Source organism: Chryseobacterium endophyticum (assembly GCF_056333165.1).
On record NZ_JBWGXE010000001.1, the window covers coordinates 160,321 to 182,531 of the forward strand.

A 22,211-nucleotide genomic window follows, 5' to 3' on the forward strand; every position below is an offset into this window, starting at 1 on the left:
TGGTGCTAAAAATTCAGACAACCATCAACCAAAACCTAATAACCTTATTTATCCATTCTTACGATTCTCGGCTGAAAAGTTCCCAGGATATCGACCAGATCGCTCTGTGCATGCATCACTTCATTGATGTCTTTGTAGGCCATGGGAGCTTCTTCTGCATTTCCGCCGATCAAGGTGACATTTTTAAGCTTCAGCTCTTTCTTAATGTCATTCTGCGTGAAAAGGCTTCTGCATGCTCCCCGCGAATGTTCTCTTCCTGCGCCGTGTGATGCAGACTGAAGAGAATCCGGGTTTCCTTTCCCGCGTACGATAAAACCTTTGGCGGTCATAGAACCGGGAATCATTCCCAGCTCGTTTTCATGAGCAGGCGTCGCCCCTTTCCTGTGAACGATCACTTCTTTTCCGTTGTGGATTTCTTTCCACGCGAAATTGTGATGGTTTTCAATCCGGGCTTTTACCCTTCCTCCGACCGCTTTCACCAGCCGCCGGTGAATATCATCATGGCAGGCAGAAGCATAATCTCCGGCAAGATTCATGGCTGTCCAGTATTCCAGGCCGAGATGCGTGCTCAGATCCAGCCAGGCGAAGTTCTGCGCTTCTTTCGGCAGCGGACATTGTTCCGTAGCGACTCTCGAATAGTACTGGGCAATCTCCGCCCCTAATCCGCGGGAGCCGCTGTGGGAGAGAATTCCGAGATACTTCCCTTTCGGAAGGCCGATCTGCGGGTCTTCTTCCGTGATCTCCACCTCCCCGAATTCTACAAAGTGATTTCCGCCACCGGAAGTTCCCATCTGTTTGATGGCTTTTCCTTTTAATCTTCGTAAGATCGGGATCATATCGAACGTGTCCCGGTCGAAAATTTCATGATCGACGTGAGATTTGTGCGTTTCGTACATCCCGAATTTTGTATGTTCTACGAGCGCTTTTTCATATTTATCCTTTGCGCCGTCAAGATATGAAACGGGGGTATCCAGAATACTCAGGCACATTCTGCAGCCGATGTCCATGCCTACTCCATAAGGAATCACGGCATTTTCTACGGCGAGAACGCCACCGATCGGAAGCCCGTAACCGCTGTGCGCATCAGGCATTAAAGCTCCTTGCGTGGAAACCGGAAGCTTCAGTGCAGTGTACAGCTGGTTTTTTGCTTCGTCGGAAATATGAGTTCCGAAGATCTGAAAAGAGGCACGGCTGGTATTCAGCATTCTTTTTTCCGTTTTCTTTGAAGAGAGTAACGCTTCTGCGATTTGCCCGAAGGTTAAATCTTTCTCAAACTGTTCCGGATTTTGCAGAATATCTTTTAAAAGAGATTTCACATGATGAATATTCTTCGTTGCAAAGTTTCTTTTCATGACTTCCAAAGCGATGTTAACACTCTGATTATTCGGATATCCGATTTTTAATATATCTTTTCCTTTTAGTTTTAAATTTCCCATTGTTGTATAATTAAAGATGCTGGTTCAAACCTCATAGGTTTTTGAAACCTATGAGGTTTAAGACGGAACCTTATCCTAGCCCAGATTGCAGCGGCTACCCCACAGCGCGCCTGAAGGGCGAGCGAGGAGTAATAGCGGAAAGCTGGAAATAGCTTCAAATAAAAATGATGCTACCTGGAAAGCTCCGGAATTTTATAAAAAGGATTTCGGGAAAACTGTTTTGAGTTTGAAATATTGCGCAATAAAAAACCCGAAATCTTTCGACTTCGGGTTCTGATATTTCAAATACTTTTATTCTAAGAATGTACCAAACCACGAAGCCTTACCACTAAAAGCGGCAATCCAACGGTAGAATTCTGATTAAATCTGAACATTGTACTTCGGGTATTAATTGGGTTAAACTTGATTTTCAGGTGCAAAGATAAAATAATTTTCTTTAGAGACAATCTAAATTAAGATGTGTATAAAGAATTTCAGGATAAACAAACATAGTAAAGCCTGTCGAGAAACTCTGACAGGCTTATGATTATTGAAATTTTTATTAATCTTCTGATCCCAAATCGTCCATCGGATCATCCATTCCTTTGATAACATTTGAATGATAAACCCTTTCCGAACCGAGGAAATAAATGTTGTGTCTCGCTTTGGCGATGATTCCGTTGTATTCTTCTTCGGTCATTCCTTCAGGGATATCGGTTTTATCTTCCGTTGGTTTTCTATACACCTCAAGAGCTCCTTTTTTGTTTAAAATGGAATTGGCAGTCATTGCCTGCTCAATATTGTCGGCATACACAACGACATTATTCCTGCCGATGCTGTGTTTACGGTAAGCATCAAGCATCTCTCCATCATGAGCAAAGGTATATTCGAAAAACCCTTTCGTCTGCTCATCTTCCTGATAATGATCGGTCGACAAACCGCTTTCCACACTTGATTTTGAAACAATAATATTGGCTTCACTGAAACCGTTTTCTGTTAAATCTTTTTTAATTTCCTCTGTATCTACAGTCACCGGAAATACTGAAACTACTGTATAAGCCATAATGAAAATTTTCATTAACCCATACAAAAGCTGTGCAACTTATTGTTTTTTAATTTTAATTTAACTTAAAAATTTTTCAAGAATATCTACCGCGCACTTGGGAAGATTGGTCCCCGGCCCGAAAATAAAGTCGGCTCCGTTGGCATATAAAAACTCGTAGTCCTGCTGCGGAATAACGCCTCCTACCACGATCGTGATATCATCGGAACCGAGTTTTTTCAATTCTTCCACCACTTGCGGAACCAATGTTTTATGCCCTGCGGCTAGAGAAGACACTCCCAGAATATGAATATCATTTTCCACGGCCTGTTTGGCAACCTCTTCCGGAGTCTGAAACAACGGCGCCACATCTACATCGAATCCCATATCGGCAAATGCGGTAGCTACTACTTTTGCGCCTCTGTCGTGTCCGTCCTGTCCCATTTTGGCGACCATTATTCTTGGGCGGCGGCCTTCTTCCTCCTCAAATTTCTGAGTCAGGTGTAAGGCTTTTTCAAAATATTCGTTCTTTCCTGCATTCATGGCGTATACTCCTGAAATGGTTCTGATGTTGGCTTTGTATCTTCCGAAACTTTCTTCCATGGCATCGCTCATTTCACCAAGTGTCACCCTTCTTCGTGCTGCTTCGATACACAATGCGAGAAGATTTCCTTTTCCTATTTTGGCAGATTCGCGGATTTCATTTAGAATTTCCTCAACGGCTTCCGGATTTCTTTCGGATTTTATTTGATTTAATCTTTCAATTTGCTTTCTGCGAACTTCTGTATTGTCGATATCCAGGATTTCTATGGCCTCCTGTTTCAATGCTGATTTAAATGAATTGACTCCGATAATGAATTCTTCTCCACTGTCAATTTTCGCCTGCTTTCTCGCTGCAGCTTCTTCAATTCTCATTTTCGGGATTCCGGCTTCGATGGCTTTCGTCATTCCTCCTTCCTGTTCTACCTCATCGATATATTTCATGGCTTCTTCAATCATCTGCTGGGTAAGGCTTTCTACCAGATTACTGCCTCCCATCGGGTCGACCACGTCACAAATTCCGCTTTCCTGCTGAAGGATAATCTGGGTATTCCTTGCAATTTTCGCAGAATAATCCGTTGGAAGCGCTATAGCCTCGTCTAACGCATTGGTATGGAGAGATTGAGTTCCTCCCAGCGCAGAAGACAGTGCTTCGATGGCCGTTCTTGTGATATTATTGAAAGGTTCCTGTTCAGTTAATGACCAGCCTGAAGTTTGTGAGTGTGTTCTTAAGGCTAAAGATTTAGGATTTTGTGGATTAAACTGTTTTAAAAGGGTTGCCCAAATGTATCTTGCTGCGCGCATTTTAGCAATTTCCATAAAATGATTCATGCCGATCGCCCAGAAAAAGGATAATCTGGGGGCAAAGTCGTCGACATTCATTCCGGCTTTTATTCCGGTCCTAACGTATTCCAATCCGTCGGCGAGCGTATAAGCCATTTCCAGGACAGGTGTTGCGCCGGCTTCCTGCATGTGATATCCTGAGATTGAAATCGAATTGAATTTCGGAATATTCTGCGAAGTATATTCAAAAATATCTGCAATAATTTTCATGGACGGGGCAGGCGGATAGATATAGGTATTCCTCACCATAAATTCCTTCAAAATATCATTCTGAATGGTTCCTGACAACAATTCCTGGGAAACGCCCTGTTCTTCTGCAGCCACAATATAGAAAGAAAGGATCGGCAAAACCGCTCCGTTCATCGTCATGGAAACCGAAATCTGATCCAAGGGAATTTCATTGAATAAGATTTTCATGTCTTCCACCGAATCTATGGCTACCCCGGCTTTTCCGACGTCGCCCACCACTCTTGCATGGTCCGAATCGTATCCTCTGTGTGTCGCGAGGTCGAAAGCTACGGAAAGTCCTTTTTGCCCGGCCGCCAGATTTCTCCTGTAAAAAGCATTGGATTCTTCAGCCGTCGAAAACCCTGCGTACTGACGGATCGTCCAGGGTTTCTGAACATACATCGTGGAATAGGGCCCTCTTAAATAGGGTGCTATTCCGGGAGTGGTATGTGTTAAATCCTTGTCCTTAACGTCTTCTCTCTTATAAGAAGATTTTAATTGTAATCCGTCTTTTTCGAATGGATATATTTCGGTCTGCTTTTCAGCTATGTTAAATTGAGGGGTTTTATTCTGAACTTCCCGTCTCATAATCTCAGATTTATTATAGCGCTAAAATTAAGCATTTTTGAGATAACAAATCGCCCCTGATAACTTTATGATTACTCACGGTTTACATAATTATATTCATCATATGGAATGTTAAATAAATAAAAACAGCCCTAAAGAAAATATGAATATAATTTTCTCTGGGCCTATGGTTTCAGTAAAAAAAATCCGGATGATTTGTTCATCCGGACTTGAAATTTCATGTGAATTTCTATTTCTTGATAAGTTTTGTACTGATTGTACCTGAATCTGTTTTCAGCGTTACAACATATACTCCTTTTATCAATCCTGATACATCAATTCGCTGACCGTCTACATTTCCGGACTGTGCTAATCTTCCGTCTGCCGCATAAATTTTATACTCTCCTTTCCCTTTAAGATTTTTGAATTCTATGAAAATATCTGCCGGGTTCGGATAGATAGAAATTTCGGATTTTGTGTCTTTTATTTCATCTACTGCAAGGTTTGATTCCGAAATTTTCACAGAGAAATCCTTAAAGGATCCCATCGAAAGCACTCCTCCACCGCCGGTCGGAACAGAAGGACTGCCGCAAGGCCCTGAAGCAGTATTAAAGAATGTATTGGCGACTCTCATTCGCAGAAGTTTATCTCCTGAATAAGCTGTGGTAGGAACCGTAAATGTAAACGATCCCGTATATTGTCCGTTAGATGGCGGATCCGTACTTACGGAGCCCACTTTTTCAGAAGTTTCAAAAACACCATTTCTGTTAAAGTCAATCCATACTTCCATTTTATCATTATATGTTGAAGCTGTGGTTCCCACATTAAAATAAGAAAAAGTGTACTGAGTACCTTTCGTTAAGTTGATTAATTTACTGGTGTCCTCAGTAAAATCCCTGTAAGTACTAAAAATTGTACTATAATATAATTCCGAATAGGTAAGATTACTTAAAATAAACTGCGCCAATCCACTATTATAAGCAAAACTTGCAAAACTATTTCCTCCGGTTGTCATTAAACAATAATCGTCTCCTGTTTTTAAGCCTTTTGTTTTAAAAGTATAGTTTGAAGAGAATGTTCCGACAACAGTATTGACGACAGCGGCTACCTGAGCCTCATAATTGGACTCATCCTCAAGTCCTGTCAGCAAAACAGAGTTTACAGCACTCGTTGCAGTAGACCAGTTGGTCTGTCCCACTTTTCTGTACTGTATTGAATAGGTCGCTCCGGGCACACTGTTCCATGACAGCCTGGCGGTTGTCTTCATTATTTCCGTGCTTAATGCAGCTACTCCCGTAGGTGCTGCGGTGGTGGATGTTGGAGCCGTACCAATAGCTACCTGAGGAGAAACTGCATAGAAAATATTTCCGATAGCCGATATTTTAAGTTTCACGTTACCCGTTACGCTGGAAGGCATTTGCAAAGTATAGCTTCCTGTATTTGGGGCCGACGGTACCAGCTCGGTCCATGTCGTTCCGTTTACAAGGTCGGTCGTATATTCAATCTTTACATTGGCAACATTATATGGAGCTGCAGTGGTATTCGCTACATCCCAGGTTATTGTATTGGTTGCATTATTATACAAAACGGTGGAAGGAGTGAGGCCAGAGAATTTAAATGGTCCATCGCCACCCACAGTGACGGTCGTTTCAGATGAAATAAGCAATGGTCTGACAGCATTTTCATCTCTCACCGTAACGGCATAATTGAGGGTTCTAGGAATATACGAAACCGTTTCCCATTTTACTTTATCTGTCAGATTACCTGCCATGACACTGGGAAGGCTTGGGAAATATCTTCTGCCGCTGGTTGTTCCGAAATAGGATCTTGCTATAGCGCCCTGAGCATTGTATCCCCATCCGCTATCACCTGAAATAGAATTAAAGGAATCAACACTGTCGTACTGTTCCCAAGCATACTTAATCGGATCAGCATCCGTAGCAGAAGCTTCCAAATAGTAAGCCGTGCCTTTAGGAATAGTATAAGCCGTAAGAGGAGAAATTACCGGAGGAACATTTGTTGTAATCGTTTCCGATGTTCCACAAGAGGTCTTGCTATCCAAACTGTTTAATATCTGATTTATTGACGCATAATGAAAATAAGCATCAGAATGCTCCTGTACATTATCCCCGGTAATTCCTGCGTACCCCATGATCGTTGTTCCGCCTCCCGGTTCCACATTTACCCCCGATCCTTCAGAGACATGAGAAAAAGTGTGATTGGCTCCCAGCTGATGTCCCATTTCGTGGGCTACATAATCAATGTCAAAAAGATCCCCTGTCGGATCTGTATTTTGAGTAAAGGCAGAACCTTTAGCCAGCGAGGTTGATGTTGTCGGGTTTACGCATGTAGAACCGATAGATCCCGCATTCCCATTACCTCCTGAAGCATTGAACACATGTCCCATGTCATAATTTCCATTCCCAACCTGGGCTGTTAATGTTTGCTGTAATTGCAAATTCAAACTGTTCGTATAAGGATCCGAAGCAGGATCTGTATAAATAATGCCAGGCAAGTCCTGGATAATCAATTTAATAGCAAATTCTTTTTCAAAAACGCCATTTACACGGGTCATTGTTGCATTCATTTGTATTACCGTGTTTGTGATACCTCCTGACGGATCAAATTTCTTCGTGTATTCACCGGTAGTTGATAATGCAAGTCTGTAGGTTCTATATTTTGTCGCAGCGGGTCTGCTGGTAATTCCTACATTAGAAAGATTATTCCTTCCATGGTTTTCCAATACTTTGATGTCTTTGATATTTTTTTCAGTGGTAGTACATTCAAAGCCGTTATCACTTGCCGTTCTCTTGGTTTTATAAAATACGCCATACGTTTTTTTATCTTTCGATATAGGTTCAATGAACTGGAAGACGCCATCTTTAATAATCATGGATTGAATTTCAGTCGGGGCTGTACTGAACCTCACATATTTTGAAGGATCATCAACGCCTACCCCTACGTAAGAGCCCAGCTGATATCTGTCTGCCATAGACTTTTCCACCACAGGATCGCTGTACACTGCAAATTTTTCAATTCTTCCTTCTGCCGTAGGCAGGGAAACAATGACCGGTTTAGCTCCATTTCCTGTTTCCACGGCATTTGCAAGTATATTCCTTAATGCCGATATATCAAATGTGTAAGAGTACCGTACCTCCACTCCTTTTCTTATTTCTGAAAATTTCTGTGATGCAGGCTCCCATTTTTGTGCTAAAACACAAGTACCAAAACTTATGAATGAGCAAATAAGTAAAGCTTTAGATTTCATATTCGTAAATATTAATATTCCAAATTAAATGTTTACAAAAGTTTTAAGCAAAAAAAAACGGGCACTTTTAAAATAAGTACCCGTTTTTATGATTTTAAGCAATTTTTACTTTAAATTTTTAACTCCCATCTCAAATAAAGCGAAAGAAATTAAGTCCGCATTTTCCCCGATCACCTGATCCGTTGATCTTCCGGCTCCGTGACCTGCATTTTTTTCAATCCTTAGAAGAATAGGATGATCGCAGGCCTGTTTTTCCTGAAGCTCCGCCCCGAATTTGAAAGAATGTGCCGGAACTACCCTGTCGTCATGATCACTGGTGATGATCATCGTGGATGGATAGCATGTTCCGGCCTTTACGTTATGAACAGGAGAATAGGATTTTAAATATTCAAACATTTCCTTGCTGTCTTCCGCGGTTCCGTAATCGTAGGACCAGCCTGCTCCGGCAGTAAATTTATTATACCTCAACATATCCAGAACCCCAACTCCCGGGAAAGCCACTCTCGCCAGGTCGGGACGCATGGTCATGGTAGCACCAACCAGCAATCCGCCGTTTGATCTTCCGGAGAGAGCCATAAACTGTTTGGAAGTGTATCCTTTCTGCTGCAAATATTCTCCGGCAGCGATAAAATCGTTGAATACATTTTTCTTATTCATTTTTGTCCCGGCATCGTGCCATTTTTTCCCGTATTCGCCACCTCCGCGAATGTTCGGAACGGCGTAGATCCCGCCATTTTCCATCCAGATGGCATTGACTACAGAGAAAGCGGGCTGCAAGCTGATATTAAAACCTCCGTAAGAATATAGGATCGTCGGATTTTTACCGTCGAGCTTTGTTCCTTTTTTATAATTGATCATCATCGGAATTTTTGTGCCGTCTTTTGAGGTATAAAATACCTGCTCTGAAACATAATCTTCAGGATTAAATTTCACTTTCGGCTTCTGATACACCTCTGACTTTCCGGAATCCGCATTGAATTTATAGGTCGTTCCGGGCGTAATATAATTGGTAAAAGAAAAATACAGTTCTTTCTCATCTTCTTTCCCTCCGAAACCTGAAACATTTCCTTTTCCAGGAAGAGCAATTTCACGGATGAGTTTTCCGGCTCTGTCGTATTGTTTCACCTTATCGATCGCATCCACCATGTAGGTCGCAAAGAAATACCCGCCGCCGGTTGTGATTCCCAGCACGTTATCCGTTTGCGGAATGACATCTTTCCATGTCTCCGGGGTAGGATTTTTAATGCTTGTTTTTACAAGGCGCATATTCGGGGCGTCCTTATCGGTGAAAATGTACAGATCGTCTCCTTGAGTATCCACGATATTGGCATTGATATCAAAGCCTTTATTAATCTGAACAAAGTCGCCTCCGTTTTTCAGGTCTTTGATGTACAGTTCATTTCCGTTGGTGGCATTGGCGGCAGAAATAATCAGGTATCGCTGATCTTCGGACACCCCGGCACCAAGATATCTTCTCGGTGTTTTATCGCCTCCGAAAATCAATTGGTCTTCCGATTGTTTGGTTCCTAACTTATGGAAATAGACTTTATGCTTATCGGTCATTCCGGATAATACAGTTCCCTCTTTCGGTTTGTCGTAGCTTGAATAATAGAAGCCTTCATCGCCCTGCCAGGAAATTCCGCTGAACTTAACGTCTACCAGCGTTTCATCGATCTGTTTTTTGGATAAAGCATCAATGATGATGATCTTGTTCCAGTCGCTTCCTCCTTCTGAAATAGAATAAGCGGCCAGGTTTCCTTTTTTATTGAAAGATAACTGAGAAAGGGAAGTTGTTCCTTTTTCAGAAAATTTGTTAGGGTCTAAAAAGACTTCTGTCGCCTTTGTTTTATTGTTGGTTCTGTAAAGTACAGATTGTGCCTGTAGTCCGTTATTTTTGTAATAATAGGTATAATCGCCTTCCTTGAAAGGCGCCGAAATTTTTTCGTAGTTCCAGATATCGGTCAGCTGTTTTCTGATTTCTTCTCTGAAAGGAATTTTAGAAAGGTAATCCTGGCTGTGGGCAACTTCTTCATCTACCCATCTTTTGGTGGCTTCAGAATCATTTTCAAGATCTCTGAACGGATCTGCCACTGCAGTTCCAAAATAATTATCGGTTTGATTTCCTTTTAAAGCTTTAGGATAAGTCATTTTTTGAGAATACAATGTTGCCGAAAATAAGACTCCGGCGGTTAGTAATATTGGTCTGAATTTCATATTAAGCTATTTTTCCAAAAATAAGGAAACTGTTTAAATAAAAAAAGCCATCAGACCAAACTGACAGCTTTTGCATTTTTTCTCAGGAAAATTAGTTTTTAATAAACTTTAACAATTGCCGATCACCATTTGCTTCAATCTGAATGACATAGCTGCCTTTCTGCAATTCCTGAATATTTCTTTCTGTATTAAAAGCAGAACTTCCATTTTGCACCATTCTTCCTAAAACATCAAAAAGACGGTATTGGAAATTAATATCCATAAATAAAAAAGCCTCTGCTAACAGAGGCTTTACAAAGATTTTATGATAAAGATTTTATAAATTTTCTTCTTCGCCTTTCATTTTTTCGGCATTTTCTGCCATGATTACCGCATCGATCATCTCGGAAATGTCACCGTTCATATAGGCATCCAGGTTGTACATGGATTTGTTGATTCGGTGATCCGTAACCCTTCCCTGAGGATAGTTATAGGTTTTGATCTTTGCCGAACGGTCCCCGGTGGAAACCATCGATTTACGCTGGGCGGCAATATCGCCCTGAACTTTCTGAAGCTCAATATCGTAGAGTTTGGTTCTCAGCATTTCCATCGCCAGTTCACGGTTGGCCAGCTGGGAACGCGCCTGCTGACAAACCACTACCAATCCCGATGGTTTGTGGGTCAGCTGCACTTTCGTTTCAACTTTGTTTACGTTCTGACCTCCCGCTCCTCCTGATCTGGAAGTCTGCATTTCGATATCCGCGGGATTCAGTTCAAAATCCACCTCTTCGGCTTCCGGAAGAACTGCCACTGTAATAGCGGAAGTATGAACCCTGCCCTGTGATTCTGTTTCCGGGACACGCTGCACCCGGTGGACACCGGATTCAAATTTCATGATTCCGTAAACACCTTCTCCTTCCACTTTCATGATGAGTTCTTTGTAGCCTTTCGCCGCTTCATTGGAATCGGTCACCTCATGTCTCCAGCCTTTTGTTTTAAAGTACATGGAATACATTCTATAGATGTCTTCTACGAAAATTGCCGCTTCATCGCCACCTGTACCCGCACGAAGTTCCACAATAACGTTTTTATCATCAGCGGGATCTTTAGGAATCAACAATACTTTTAATTCTTCTTCCAGGCCGGGAATTTTTTCCAAAGCTTCGTTTTTCTCGATTTTTGCCAATTCTACAAAATCTTTGTCGGATCCATCTGCAATGATCTCGTCGGATTCTTCAATCGTATCCAAAGCACCTTTATATTGATCGTAAACTCTTACAATTTTACCCAAATCACTATATTCTTTGTTCAGAGAAGAATATCTTTTCTGGTCTGAAATCACATCAGGCTGGATAATAAGGTCTGCCACCTCATTATATCTCTGTTTTATAGCTTCTAATTTTGGAATTAAACTCTTAGACATAGTAAAAATTTAGTTGGCAAAGATACGGATTGATTTGTAGATGTGCTAATTTCGAATGAAATGAATATTCCATTGCCGCTCTTTAAAAAGAAAAGACCGCAAAGATGCGGTCTTTAGAAATTTTATCTGACAATCATTTTCTGGATAGCGACTCCTGAATCGGATTTCAAATGAACAAGATAAGTTCCCGGAGGATAATTTATTTTTAATTCATAGGTTCCGTCTTCATCTTTAAGTATAAAGCTATCAAGCTTTTTACCGCTCATTTCATAGATGGTGATTTCTCCGTTTTTCGCTTTATGATAGACTAGTTTTGCCATATTGTTTTTTACCGGATTTTCTGCAACCTGTAAAGATAATCTGGATGCTGCATTTTCATCAATTGTTGACAAACTTCCCGTGTAATTTCCAAAAATTCTGAATTCTCCGGGCTGCAAGGTGATGGCGGCGGTTGTGGAAGTAATGTTTGAGACCGTAGTATCCATAAGGTTTTCCCATTGTCCTATATACGGGAAATAAGGAACCACATTTTGTGCAGCGGTGGTATAATTTGCCAGTACTACAATGTTTTTCACTCCGTTTGTAAGGGTATTATCATACACGTAAATCCTTGTAATCAATCCGTCCGGATCATTGGTAAGGTTATTAGATTCTATAGTGTAAGTTTTTGATCCGAAAACCGGATATGTATTTCTGATATTGATAATTTTCGCCCATGTATCGTACACTGCTTTTCTGTTTAGATCTGTATCATATCCAAGAGTAAAAGCGATCGGCTTCTGATCCGTTCTGCACCCGTTGTTGATGGTACCGTCCTGGCATCGGTTGATGCTGAATTCATACCCCAGCTCTCCGAACTGCCAGATCATTTTCGGACCGGGAATCGTAAAGAAGGTTGCCCCGAAGGTTTTCATTCTTTCAAGCGCCGTATTCAGGTTTTTCACATCGTAGCTTCCGTTCACCGCACCGTATGCCAGGTTTTTGAACATCAATCTTTCTTCATCATGGCTTTCTCCATAGCCTACTGCAGACATATTGGTAAAGCCGTGAAGCGAATGATTCATCCTGTCGTAGTTGCTGTTTTCCTTATAGCCCATGGTGTTCTGGTTGTAAGGATCTGTCTGTTTATTCCATAGCAACACTCCTTTTCCTTCAGCGATTCTATAGTTCGCCCACTGTTGCTCTTCCGCATCCGTTCCCAAATGTTCAAAGATCATGTAAGAATTCGGATCAAGCGCCCACTGTCTGTCGGCATAATATTTTAAGATGTCTACCCGGTCCTGCTGATAGGCATTGGTGCACGTTTCATCATTTTCGGAGCAGCTTTGGGTAAAGCCTTTCGTTAAATCCCAACGGAAGCCGTCGATACGGTATTCCGTAAGCCATTGCTGAAGACACCTTTCAACGTAATATTTCGTTGAAGCACTGGTGTGGTTGAAATCGTTAAAGACATTATAGGAATGTTTAGGCACCTGATTGAAGTAAGGATTATTGGCTGCAATATCGCCGTAACCGTCTCCGTCCGGGTCGATGTTCCACAGTCTGGCCAATGGAGAACGCCCTGTAGCATGGTTGAAAGCGACATCCAGAATCACTGCGATCCCGTTTTGGTGGCACAGATCTACAAATTCCTTAAATTTTTCCGGGGTTCCGTATGCTTTATCCAATGCATAATGGAAAGAGGTATTGTAGCCCCACGAAAGGTTTCCTTCAAATTCCATGATCGGCATCAGCTCAATGGCATTGATGTTTAACCCTTTTAAATAGGTGATTTTATTGATGAGTGACTGCCAGTTTTTCTCCTGTGTGAAATCCCTCAGCAATAATTCGTAAACCACAAGATTTTCTTTAGCCGGCCGCTGGAAGTTCGTCACCTGCCAATTGTACGGCGTTTGTCCGGTTTTAAACATGGAAACTTCAAAACCCTGTCCCGCAGGAAATGCCGGCAGGTTCGGATAAGTGGTAGCGGAAATGTACTGATCGTCATACGAAGACAGAATCTGCGGAGAATAAGGATCGGCTACCTTTCTCAGGTCATTCGTCCTGTACTGGAAAGTGTACAGCTGCTGCGGAGTAAGACCGCTCAACTCAATCCAGTATAGATCAGGATTCGCCGTGTCTCTTTTCATTAAATAAGCATCGTTTACCGTCCAGCTGTTGAAACTTCCGATCACATGAACGAAATTTTTAAACGGAGCATACAGAGCCAGCCCCACTTTCGTATTATCGGCAGGATTGTAGTTGATCCCCTGCTTTATCCAGCTTGGAATCGCCTGTGAAACCACGTTTCTCGGAACCTGCAATGTGAATGTCGCATTTTTAACGGTTGAATTGGCATCCGTTGCGATCAGTTCCATATTTGCATCCTGCGTTACGGTATAGCTGTAGGCATAAGAAGTGGAAGGTGTCGATGTAGAATTTACCACCGTTCCATTGGCTTTCAGCTGGAATGTGGCACTTACATTCGTTGTTGCGGTAATGTTGATTGGGTTTCCTGCAGGAACCGATGTTAAGCTGTTTGCCGCCGGGTTGGTCATCGTCAGGTTTAAGATTCCGACATTAACGTAGATATCCGGGGATGTCTGATGGGCTCCCGTTTTATCTTTCAGTAAAAACCCGAATCTTCCGATTCCGGTTCTCCCGTAAAAAGCAGTTGGGGTAAACGACAGCGAATACGTGTCGGTCGTTGCATTGTAAGCAAGCCTGTTCAGCTCGTTGGAATTGTTCCAACTTCCGTTGGTAGGGCAATCCTGGCTGTTCTGGTAATTGGTATCCAGCGACCAGGACCAGATGTAAATGGCATGGTTTGACACACCCCAGGCCGCTTCGTCGATCTGGTTTCCCGGAACGGTAAGGGTAATGGCGGTCGTCTCATTGAACGGGTTTGGGGTAATCGTATAGCTGATCTGGCCGAATACAAAGGCCACCATCAGCAATAAAAGACCTGAATAAAACTTTTTCATATAGTTTCTAATTTTTTAGTACAGTTTAATAAAGATAATTTATTTTTCATCACTTTTTGATTTTCGTCCGGAAAAAATAAAATTAACCCACTGAAATCCTATGCGTTGAATTACTTCTGAAAGTTTATTCAGCTAAACGATCAGCCTGGAAGTAATCAGACACAAGGCAAAATAAAAAGGCAGAAGATCCTTTTACGAATCTCCTGCCCTATCAACTTAATATGGACTAATTTTAATTTCTGATTACTTTTTTAACAATACTTTCCGATTGTCCTTTTAATTTTATTTCCACCATGTACAGCCCTTTGGGAAGGTTCTGCATATTTAATTGGCTGCCTGAAAGATCTGCCGGTATTTTCTGACCGACTGCATTAGTAATAGTTGCAGCCTCAACAGACAAATCGGCTTTTATGTACAGCATTCCATTAGTCGGATTCGGATAGACCTGAACCGGGTTTACGGTAAGGGCTATGTCGGAAGTAGCCAGTGCGGAGAAATCCTTCACACACCTTACGGATTCTCCCTGTCCTCTTGGCCCTCCGGAAGTTGGTGTGACAATCGTTGATCCGACGTATAAATACCTGCCGCCTGTACTGGCTGTTTCGGAACTCCAGAAATATCCGCGTTGCCCGACAAATGTGAAAGTTCCGGAAGTATTGCTCCGGTATCCTCCGGCCGGCAGTTTTAATCGGCTTGCATAAGCGGTTGCCGGATTATTAATTCCTTCTGCACTTACCAGGGTTACCCATTCCGCCGAAGTCGGAAGTCTCCAGCCCTGACTTATTGCCTTGCAGGGATCTGCTCCGGTTGCTGCGTTTACCGAAGATGGAGAATCAGCATTCCATTGGTTACTGGTTGCATTGGTTGCCCACCAGGAAGAAGCGCCTGAACCTATTACAAAAGCATTGGTCCCGGCTAATCCGTCCGGCGAATTTACTGTAAGGGTCGTTGCCGTTGCAGAATTTCTCAGCTGATGGCCGTCATCCCATCTTCCCCACTGGAAAAGATCCCCGTAAGAATTAGCATCATCGAAAGAAGCCGCCACCTGGGCACTTCCCAGATTCTGCTGAAGCCATACTTTTCCATCTGCTGCCCTCACGGTAGTATAGCTGCCCTCTGTAGTTAAATCTTACACAGCCTAAATCTCCAGGATTGCTTCCCGGATCGGTATCATTACAAGCCGGAGTAAGCGAAATCCTTTTCACTTTTGTTCCGTTTTGCGAATACGCCAAAACGAGATAATTATTCGCCTTGTCATAGGCTAGATCATTGTAAACCGCCTGCCCGTCGGAAATAAAACTTCCGCCGAATGCTCCCCAGGTCTGGGTAGCAGCGTCTAGCTTATAGACGGTATTTCTTGAAAAGTCATCATTCTCCCAACGGCTGGCCACAACATACGGATCTCCCGTATTGGTAACAGCTATCGCCAAATGCTGCACCCTGCCACTGGAAAAGTTAGCATTTCCCAACTGTGACCAGGCTGTTCCGTTGAATTTTTTTACATTTAACTTCTGTCCGTTGGCGGAATTGGAAACATAAGCCACATACAGATTATTATTCGCATCGATCGCTAAATCCGAATTGTACTGTTCGCTGGAAGATGCGGCATCCACAATACTGCCTCCTGCTAAAGTCCAGTTATCTGAAGCGGTGGCCGTCGTTGTGTTTTCATATACTTTCACACCGCCAGAGACATTGCAGGTATACACTTTATTATTACTGCCGATTACCATTTCCGCAAAAGATGCTCCGCCTGAAAAGCCGGCATTTCCTACCTGCTCCCAGGCTCCGTTCACAAAACGCTGCACCGTTCCCGAATTGTGGGTGGAATAGGTAAAAAGAATATTGGCAGAAGAAACAGCCGATGCCTGATAATTTACCATAGAGGTAGTGGGACTTGGCAGTTGCGACCAACTCGTTCCGTTGAATTCCCGGACTTCCAGACCTGTTCCCTGGTTGGTGTAGTAAATATTTCCGTTGGGAGCCAGCGACAAGGAGTTGTAGGTTGCATAAGTGTTGGTAATGCCCGGACTTCCGCCGACGTATGACCATAAGCTTCCATCAAACCTTTGCACCGAACCTTTAGCCGCGGCTACATCATAATAAGAAAGAAAATATTTTCCTGACGGACTTATCGCCAGATTGTTAAAGCTTGTTCCACCCGTAGAAACCGTTGGTACTCCCCCGACATTCTCCCATTGCTGTGCGTGGGAATAATTTGCAGCTATAGTAAGCAACACTACACTTACCCCGATTGTTTGTACTGCATTATATAAATTTTTGAACATAAGCAATTCTTTTTATTTCTAAATTATATTTAATCCTTTATGGAAATTATTTTACCAAAAAGAGATCATCATTTCCTAACATTCAATGATCATCTGCAATTGGGTATTACTTTTTCAGAATTTTTCGGGAAAGTGTTTTTCCGTCTTTCAAATGAATTTCCAGAAAATATGTTCCTTTTGGAAAGTGTTGTAAATCAATTTTATTTTCAGAAAATTCGACATTCAATTTTTGTCCTGCCGCGTTGAAAATCATTACATTTTCAGCAGGAGTATCTGTTTTGATGTTTAAAATACCGTTGGTCGGATTAGGATAGACGCCTGCATAAGACTTTCCTAAGTCAGAAGTTCCCAACATAACTGAAGTATCTTTAATGCATCTTACGGACATTCCGCCATCTCTTCCTCCATTATTGGTAAGTGCAGAGTACTGGCTGATATACAGATGCTGGCCGGAACCGGCATAAGGCGATGATGAAGAAGACCAGAGATAAAGCCTGGTTCCCGGTGAAAAGATTCCGTTGTAGTCTTTCATACCTGCAGGCACCAGCTTCAGGTTGCTGGCAAGCGCGGAACTTGTGTCCGAAATATTTTCCACTGTAAGAACAGTCTCTATTTCATTGACTGTAGGAAGCCTCCATCCGGCTCCGATGGCTTTGCATGGATCTGCTCCGTTTATCGCAGTGACAGAAGAAGGGCTTGATGCCGTCCACTGATTATCCGGGGCACCTCCCGACCACCAGTTGGCCGATGAATTATAACCTGCCGAATAAAAACCTGTACTGTTTCCGCTGAGTCCGGAAGGATTATTCGGTGTGGGAGCGTTCGCCTGCAGGGCGGAATTCCTCAGCTGATGGCCATCATCCCATCTTCCCCACTGGAACAGGTCTCCGTAGGCTCCGGTATCGGTTAATGATGAAGCCACCGCGCTACTTCCCAGGTTTTGCCGGAGCCAGATCTTTCCATCCGCGCTTCTTACCGTAGAGTAAGTCACTCCCTGTCCCCGATAGACGAAAGACACACATCCTGTATTTCCAGAAGTGTTTCCCGGATCTGTATTGTTGCAGGACTGTGCATCTGCATACCCTGATATTATTAATAACAAGACCGCCAGCCCTGTTGTGCAAAAAGAAGTAAATACCGTATTCATCATAAATATTATTTTTATTTATTCTAAATTATAATTAATTTTGCGCAAAAGTATTGGACTTATTTAAGACCAGGTTATCATTAACAAACTTTTTGTTATCGTATTTGTACTTATTTGTAAAATCATCCGTATGAAGAATCAGGAATTATTATTCAGTTCTGAAAACATCAACATTTTTATGAAGGAAAGGTTGTATGCCGGTATGTTTTCCAAATCTAATATGACAGAAGGCAGGGCAAGCTTCAATCTTCTTTTTTTTCTAAGCGAAAATATTCACCTCAGTGCCGAAGACTGCGGAACGGAATTCCTGTTTAAAAAAAACCAATATATCCTGCATTATTCCCGTGAAGAAAACACAGCCCAATTGTGGACGGAAGATGAAGGAATGCTCAAATACTTACAGATCCAGATCAATTACGACTATATTTTAAACCTCATCAATCCGGAATCCAATAAGGAAAATGCCGAGATTCTGGAAGGCATGATCCGGAACCGTTATATTTTCCTGCATAGGCAAACGCCTCCTTCTATGACAGTGGAAATGCACTTCATTTTACAGGAAATTATTAGCTATTCCAAAAAAGGAGTGCTGCAAAAATTGTTTGTCGAAGCTAAAATGATCAAACTGCTGCTCCTTATTTTTGAACAGTTTCATGAAAAAAATACGTTGGAAGAAGTTCCCCGGACTCCGTCCGTGATTAAAAAATTTATCGATGAGAATTACCACAGAAATATAAAAGTTGAGGAGATCGGGAAACTGATCGGGATCAACCAGAACAAGATCCGGAAAGAATTTAAAGCACAGTACCATCTTACGGTAAGCGATTATATGGCAGAACTAAGAATGCTGAAAGCCAAAAAGCTGATCATTGATAAGAAAATGATGATCAAAGAGATCGCCATTGAATGCGGATATGAGTATGTTCAGAATTTCACCCGCGCCTTTAAAAAGAAATTCGGCGTTGCGCCGGAAAAGCTTAGGGCAGAATCGTTAAACTAAAAAACCACTTACCGAGATAAGTGGTTTTAATATATGTTGTTTTGCTTTGATATTGCTTTCCCGGAATTCATGTGGGAAAACAATGACAATCAATTAATGATGTCCTTTTTCGTGGATATCGTGCCCATGACCGTGATCGTGGATGAACGGACCGTGTCCTTTAGGCTCGTTGTAAATCACCTCTACACCTTCCTGCTCATACACCATTTTGCTTCTGATGTCTTCAGGATTGAAGGGCTTCACTTTTCCGAAGTACTCTTTTAAACCTTCCGTTAACCATAACGGGATAACAAATCCGAAGAACATGAAAATACACCAGAACCCTACAAGGAACATCATGATGAAAAATACTGTCCAAAGGAACTGATAAAACGGCCAAAATGCTGATAAAATCGTTATCATTTTTCTTAAAGATTTTAGGCAAAAATAGGACTTTTTATTTTTTTACACAAAAGATATATCTCCTATTTTATTATTTATTTTGATTTTAAACTAATCAGAAGCGAATACTGTTCCATTATTGCGGGTTCTTCGCTACAAGCCCTGCCATATCTTTTATGATCTGGGTCGGGGAATGGCAGTCACAATTGCTGAATCCTACAACATAGATATCTCTTTCCGGGATATAGACCGCCATGGATTTGAATCCGAAAACACTTCCTCCGTGTTCTCTGTCGGGTACTCCGTTAATATCTTTCAGATGCCATCCGTAGCCGTAGGAAAATTCCTCACCGCTGTTGAGCTTATATTTTGTAAATGCTTTTCGGGTGTGGGCCGCATCCAGAATAAGATTGCCGTTAATAGCTTCTTGCCACCTCAGCATATCTTCTACCGTAGACATCAGCGAACCGGATGCAAACGGAACACTGAAGCTAATGACTGTTTTATTCACAAAGCCATCGCTTTTTTCATGATAGCCATAGGCCCTGTTCTTAATAATTTTCCGGTCGCTCGCATAAAAAGAATGGTTCATTCCCGCTTTTTCAAAGATGTTTTTCTTAACGAAATCTTCATATTTTTCACCGGAAACCAGTTCGATCAGGTATCCCAGCAATACATAGCCGGAATTGTTATAGTCGAACTTTTCCCCGGGTTGAAAATCTACCGGCTCACTTTTAAAAAAGTCTACCATCATTTTTGGAGACATTTCTTTCTGGGCAATCTCCGAAAGGGCTTTCATTTTGGTGAAATCTTTAATACCCGACGTATGCGTTAAAAGATGATGAATGGTAATTGTATTTCCCGAAGGATAATCAGGAATATATTTAGAAACGGGATCATTTACCTTCAGTTTTCCCTGTTGCTCGAGAATAAGAATTGAAACTGCCGTAAACTGCTTGGTCATGGAACCGATCTGAAAAACATTATCGGTAGTCATGTCGACATCTAATTCAAGATTGGCTTTTCCAAAAGCTTTTTCATAAATAATGTTACCTTTTTTTGAAACCAGAAAGGCTCCGCCCGGAGCATTCCGATCCTTAAATCCGGTTTGTATGATGCTGTCAATCTTTTGAGTAAGCTGAGCAAATGATAAATTAATAAGAGCAATGCTTAACAGTAATGCGAGAAATGTTTTTTTCATGATACTAATTTGTATTGCAAAAGTAGCTTTTAAAAAAGTACCATGCAATACAAAGTAGTGTTTATTTTATAGATTGTTTTAGTGAGCGAGATCTGCAAAAAAATCATTCCCTTTATCATCGGTAATGATGAACGCCGGGAAATCTTTCACTTCGATCTTCCGTACCGCTTCCATCCCTAATTCCGGGAAATCCACGACCTCAACGGAAAGAATATTGTCTTTCGCCAGGATTGCTGCCGGACCACCGATTGAGCCCAAATAGAACCCGCCATATTTTCCGCAGGCATTGGTAACGTCCTTGCTTCTGTTTCCTTTGGCCAGCATGATCATGCTTCCGCCGTGGCTCTGGAATTCATCCACATACACATCCATTCTTCCCGCTGTTGTCGGTCCGAAACTTCCTGAAGCCATTCCTTCCGGCGTCTTGGCAGGTCCCGCGTAATAGATCGGGTGGTTTTTGAAATATTCAGGCATCGGCTGGCCGCTGTCGAGGATCTCCTTGATCTTCGCGTGGGCAATATCTCTTGCTACGATCAGCGTTCCATTTAATTTTAATCTTGTTTTGATCGGGTATTTTGAAAGTTCGGCTAAAATTTCCGGCATCGGTTTGTTCAGATCGATTTCCACCGCTTCTTCCAGGTGTGGCGGCGTTGCCGGTAAAAATCTTTTCGGATCTACTTCCAGCTGCTCCAGAAAAATACCGTCTCTGGTAATTTTTCCTTTGATGTTCCGGTCTGCTGAACAGGAAACACCCATTCCAACCGGACATGAAGCGGCGTGACGCGGAAGCCTGATAACCCTCACGTCGTGCGTCAGGTATTTCCCTCCAAACTGTGCCCCGATGGCACTTTCCTGGCAGATCTTCTGTACTTTCGCCTCCCATTCCAGGTCTCTGAAAGCCTGTCCTGCTTCGTTTCCTTCGGTCGGAAGGTTATCGTAGTATTTTGCAGATGCTTTTTTCACCGCAGCCAGGTTGGCTTCAGCAGAAGTCCCTCCGATCACCAAAGCCAAATGGTAAGGTGGGCAAGCCGCAGTTCCAAGATCCGAAATTTTTTCTTTGATGAATTCTTCCAGGGATTTTTCGTTTAATAAGGATTTCGTCTTCTGATACAGGAACGTCTTGTTGGCCGAGCCTCCTCCTTTGGTTAAGAATAAAAATTCATAATAGTCCCCTTTTTTAGCATAGATGTCGATCTGTGCCGGAAGATTGGAACCGGAATTCTTTTCATCGAACATCGTTAAAGGAACGACTTGGGAATAGCGTAAGTTTCTTTTCTGATAGGTATTGTAGATTCCTTTACTCAAATATTCTCCGTCATCCACTCCTGTGTACACATTCTCCCCCTTTTTTCCCATCACGATGGCTGTTCCGGTATCCTGGCAGGAAGGTAAAGCTCCTTCTGCCGCCACCGCAGCATTCTGTAACAGGTTGTAGGCGACAAAACGGTCGTTATCCGTTGCTTCAGGATCATCGATGATTCTTCTCAGACTTTCCAGGTGTGAGGAGCGAAGCATAAAAGAAACGTCCGCCATGGCTTCTTCCGCCAACAATTCCAACCCTTTCGGATCAACGGTTAAAATTTCGCGGTCTCCCAGTTGCTCCACTTTTACATAGTCTGAGGTAAGCTTCTTATACACCGTATCATCTTTCTGAATCGGATACGGATCCTGATATTTAAATTCCATTCTCTTTTCTTTGGCTGCAAAAATAA

At 42.3% G+C, this 22,211-nt stretch carries 15 protein-coding genes; 1 reads left to right on the forward strand and 14 read right to left on the reverse strand.

What is annotated here, in order from left to right; translation table 11 throughout:
* Positions 1 to 44: 44 nt before the first annotated feature.
* From AC0N32_RS00750 to AC0N32_RS00800, 11 genes are all read right to left on the reverse strand, one after another.
* Positions 45 to 1,436, reverse strand: a complete 1,392-nt coding sequence (locus AC0N32_RS00750) for an RtcB family protein (protein ID WP_476391973.1) — start codon at positions 1,434 to 1,436, stop codon at positions 45 to 47.
* A gap of 541 nt (positions 1,437 to 1,977) precedes the next feature.
* A complete protein-coding gene (locus AC0N32_RS00755; protein ID WP_476391974.1) occupies positions 1,978 to 2,478 on the reverse strand; it encodes a hypothetical protein in 501 nt (166 codons plus the stop codon).
* A gap of 60 nt (positions 2,479 to 2,538) precedes the next feature.
* A complete protein-coding gene (gene scpA / locus AC0N32_RS00760) occupies positions 2,539 to 4,656 on the reverse strand; it encodes a methylmalonyl-CoA mutase (RefSeq protein ID WP_476391975.1) in 2,118 nt (705 codons plus the stop codon).
* A 229-nt stretch (positions 4,657 to 4,885) separates the two neighbouring features.
* Complete coding sequence (locus AC0N32_RS00765; RefSeq protein WP_476391976.1) at positions 4,886 to 7,903, reverse strand: reprolysin-like metallopeptidase; 3,018 nt, start codon at positions 7,901 to 7,903, stop codon at positions 4,886 to 4,888.
* A 105-nt stretch (positions 7,904 to 8,008) separates the two neighbouring features.
* On the reverse strand, positions 8,009 to 10,117 hold the full coding sequence (locus tag AC0N32_RS00770; protein WP_476391977.1) for a prolyl oligopeptidase family serine peptidase: 2,109 nt from the start codon (positions 10,115 to 10,117) through the stop codon (positions 8,009 to 8,011).
* 91 nt (positions 10,118 to 10,208) lie between these two features.
* Complete coding sequence (locus AC0N32_RS00775) at positions 10,209 to 10,379, reverse strand: T9SS type A sorting domain-containing protein (RefSeq protein ID WP_476391978.1); 171 nt, start codon at positions 10,377 to 10,379, stop codon at positions 10,209 to 10,211.
* Positions 10,380 to 10,433: 54 nt separating this feature from the next.
* Positions 10,434 to 11,519, reverse strand: a complete 1,086-nt coding sequence (gene prfA / locus AC0N32_RS00780; RefSeq protein WP_089858019.1) for a peptide chain release factor 1 — start codon at positions 11,517 to 11,519, stop codon at positions 10,434 to 10,436.
* A 122-nt stretch (positions 11,520 to 11,641) separates the two neighbouring features.
* Complete coding sequence (locus AC0N32_RS00785) at positions 11,642 to 14,482, reverse strand: alpha-amylase family glycosyl hydrolase (protein WP_476391979.1); 2,841 nt, start codon at positions 14,480 to 14,482, stop codon at positions 11,642 to 11,644.
* Positions 14,483 to 14,714: 232 nt separating this feature from the next.
* Entirely contained in the window at positions 14,715 to 15,581 is an 867-nt protein-coding gene (locus tag AC0N32_RS00790; RefSeq protein ID WP_476391980.1) for a T9SS type A sorting domain-containing protein, read from the reverse strand.
* The gene (locus tag AC0N32_RS00795) at positions 15,508 to 16,770 is read right to left on the reverse strand and encodes an NHL repeat-containing protein (RefSeq protein WP_476391981.1); all 1,263 of its coding nucleotides are present in this window, start codon (positions 16,768 to 16,770) and stop codon (positions 15,508 to 15,510) included. The genes AC0N32_RS00790 and AC0N32_RS00795 overlap by 74 nt, the downstream gene beginning before the upstream one ends.
* Before the next feature lie 106 nt (positions 16,771 to 16,876).
* Positions 16,877 to 17,920, reverse strand: coding sequence for a T9SS type A sorting domain-containing protein (locus tag AC0N32_RS00800; protein ID WP_476391982.1), 1,044 nt, complete (start codon positions 17,918 to 17,920; stop codon positions 16,877 to 16,879).
* 127 nt (positions 17,921 to 18,047) lie between these two features.
* Between AC0N32_RS00800 and AC0N32_RS00805 the strand changes: the two genes are divergently transcribed.
* On the forward strand, positions 18,048 to 18,917 hold the full coding sequence (locus tag AC0N32_RS00805; RefSeq protein ID WP_476391983.1) for a helix-turn-helix domain-containing protein: 870 nt from the start codon (positions 18,048 to 18,050) through the stop codon (positions 18,915 to 18,917).
* A gap of 93 nt (positions 18,918 to 19,010) precedes the next feature.
* Here the strand turns inward: AC0N32_RS00805 and AC0N32_RS00810 are convergent, their stop codons facing one another.
* The 3 genes from AC0N32_RS00810 to AC0N32_RS00820 all read right to left on the reverse strand — a co-directional run bounded on the left by AC0N32_RS00810 (position 19,011) and on the right by AC0N32_RS00820 (position 22,185).
* Complete coding sequence (locus AC0N32_RS00810; protein WP_294300754.1) at positions 19,011 to 19,319, reverse strand: hypothetical protein; 309 nt, start codon at positions 19,317 to 19,319, stop codon at positions 19,011 to 19,013.
* Between the two features lie 115 nt (positions 19,320 to 19,434).
* Complete coding sequence (locus AC0N32_RS00815; protein ID WP_476391984.1) at positions 19,435 to 20,499, reverse strand: serine hydrolase domain-containing protein; 1,065 nt, start codon at positions 20,497 to 20,499, stop codon at positions 19,435 to 19,437.
* 78 nt (positions 20,500 to 20,577) lie between these two features.
* On the reverse strand, positions 20,578 to 22,185 hold the full coding sequence (locus tag AC0N32_RS00820) for a fumarate hydratase (RefSeq protein WP_476391985.1): 1,608 nt from the start codon (positions 22,183 to 22,185) through the stop codon (positions 20,578 to 20,580).
* Positions 22,186 to 22,211 lie beyond the last annotated feature (26 nt).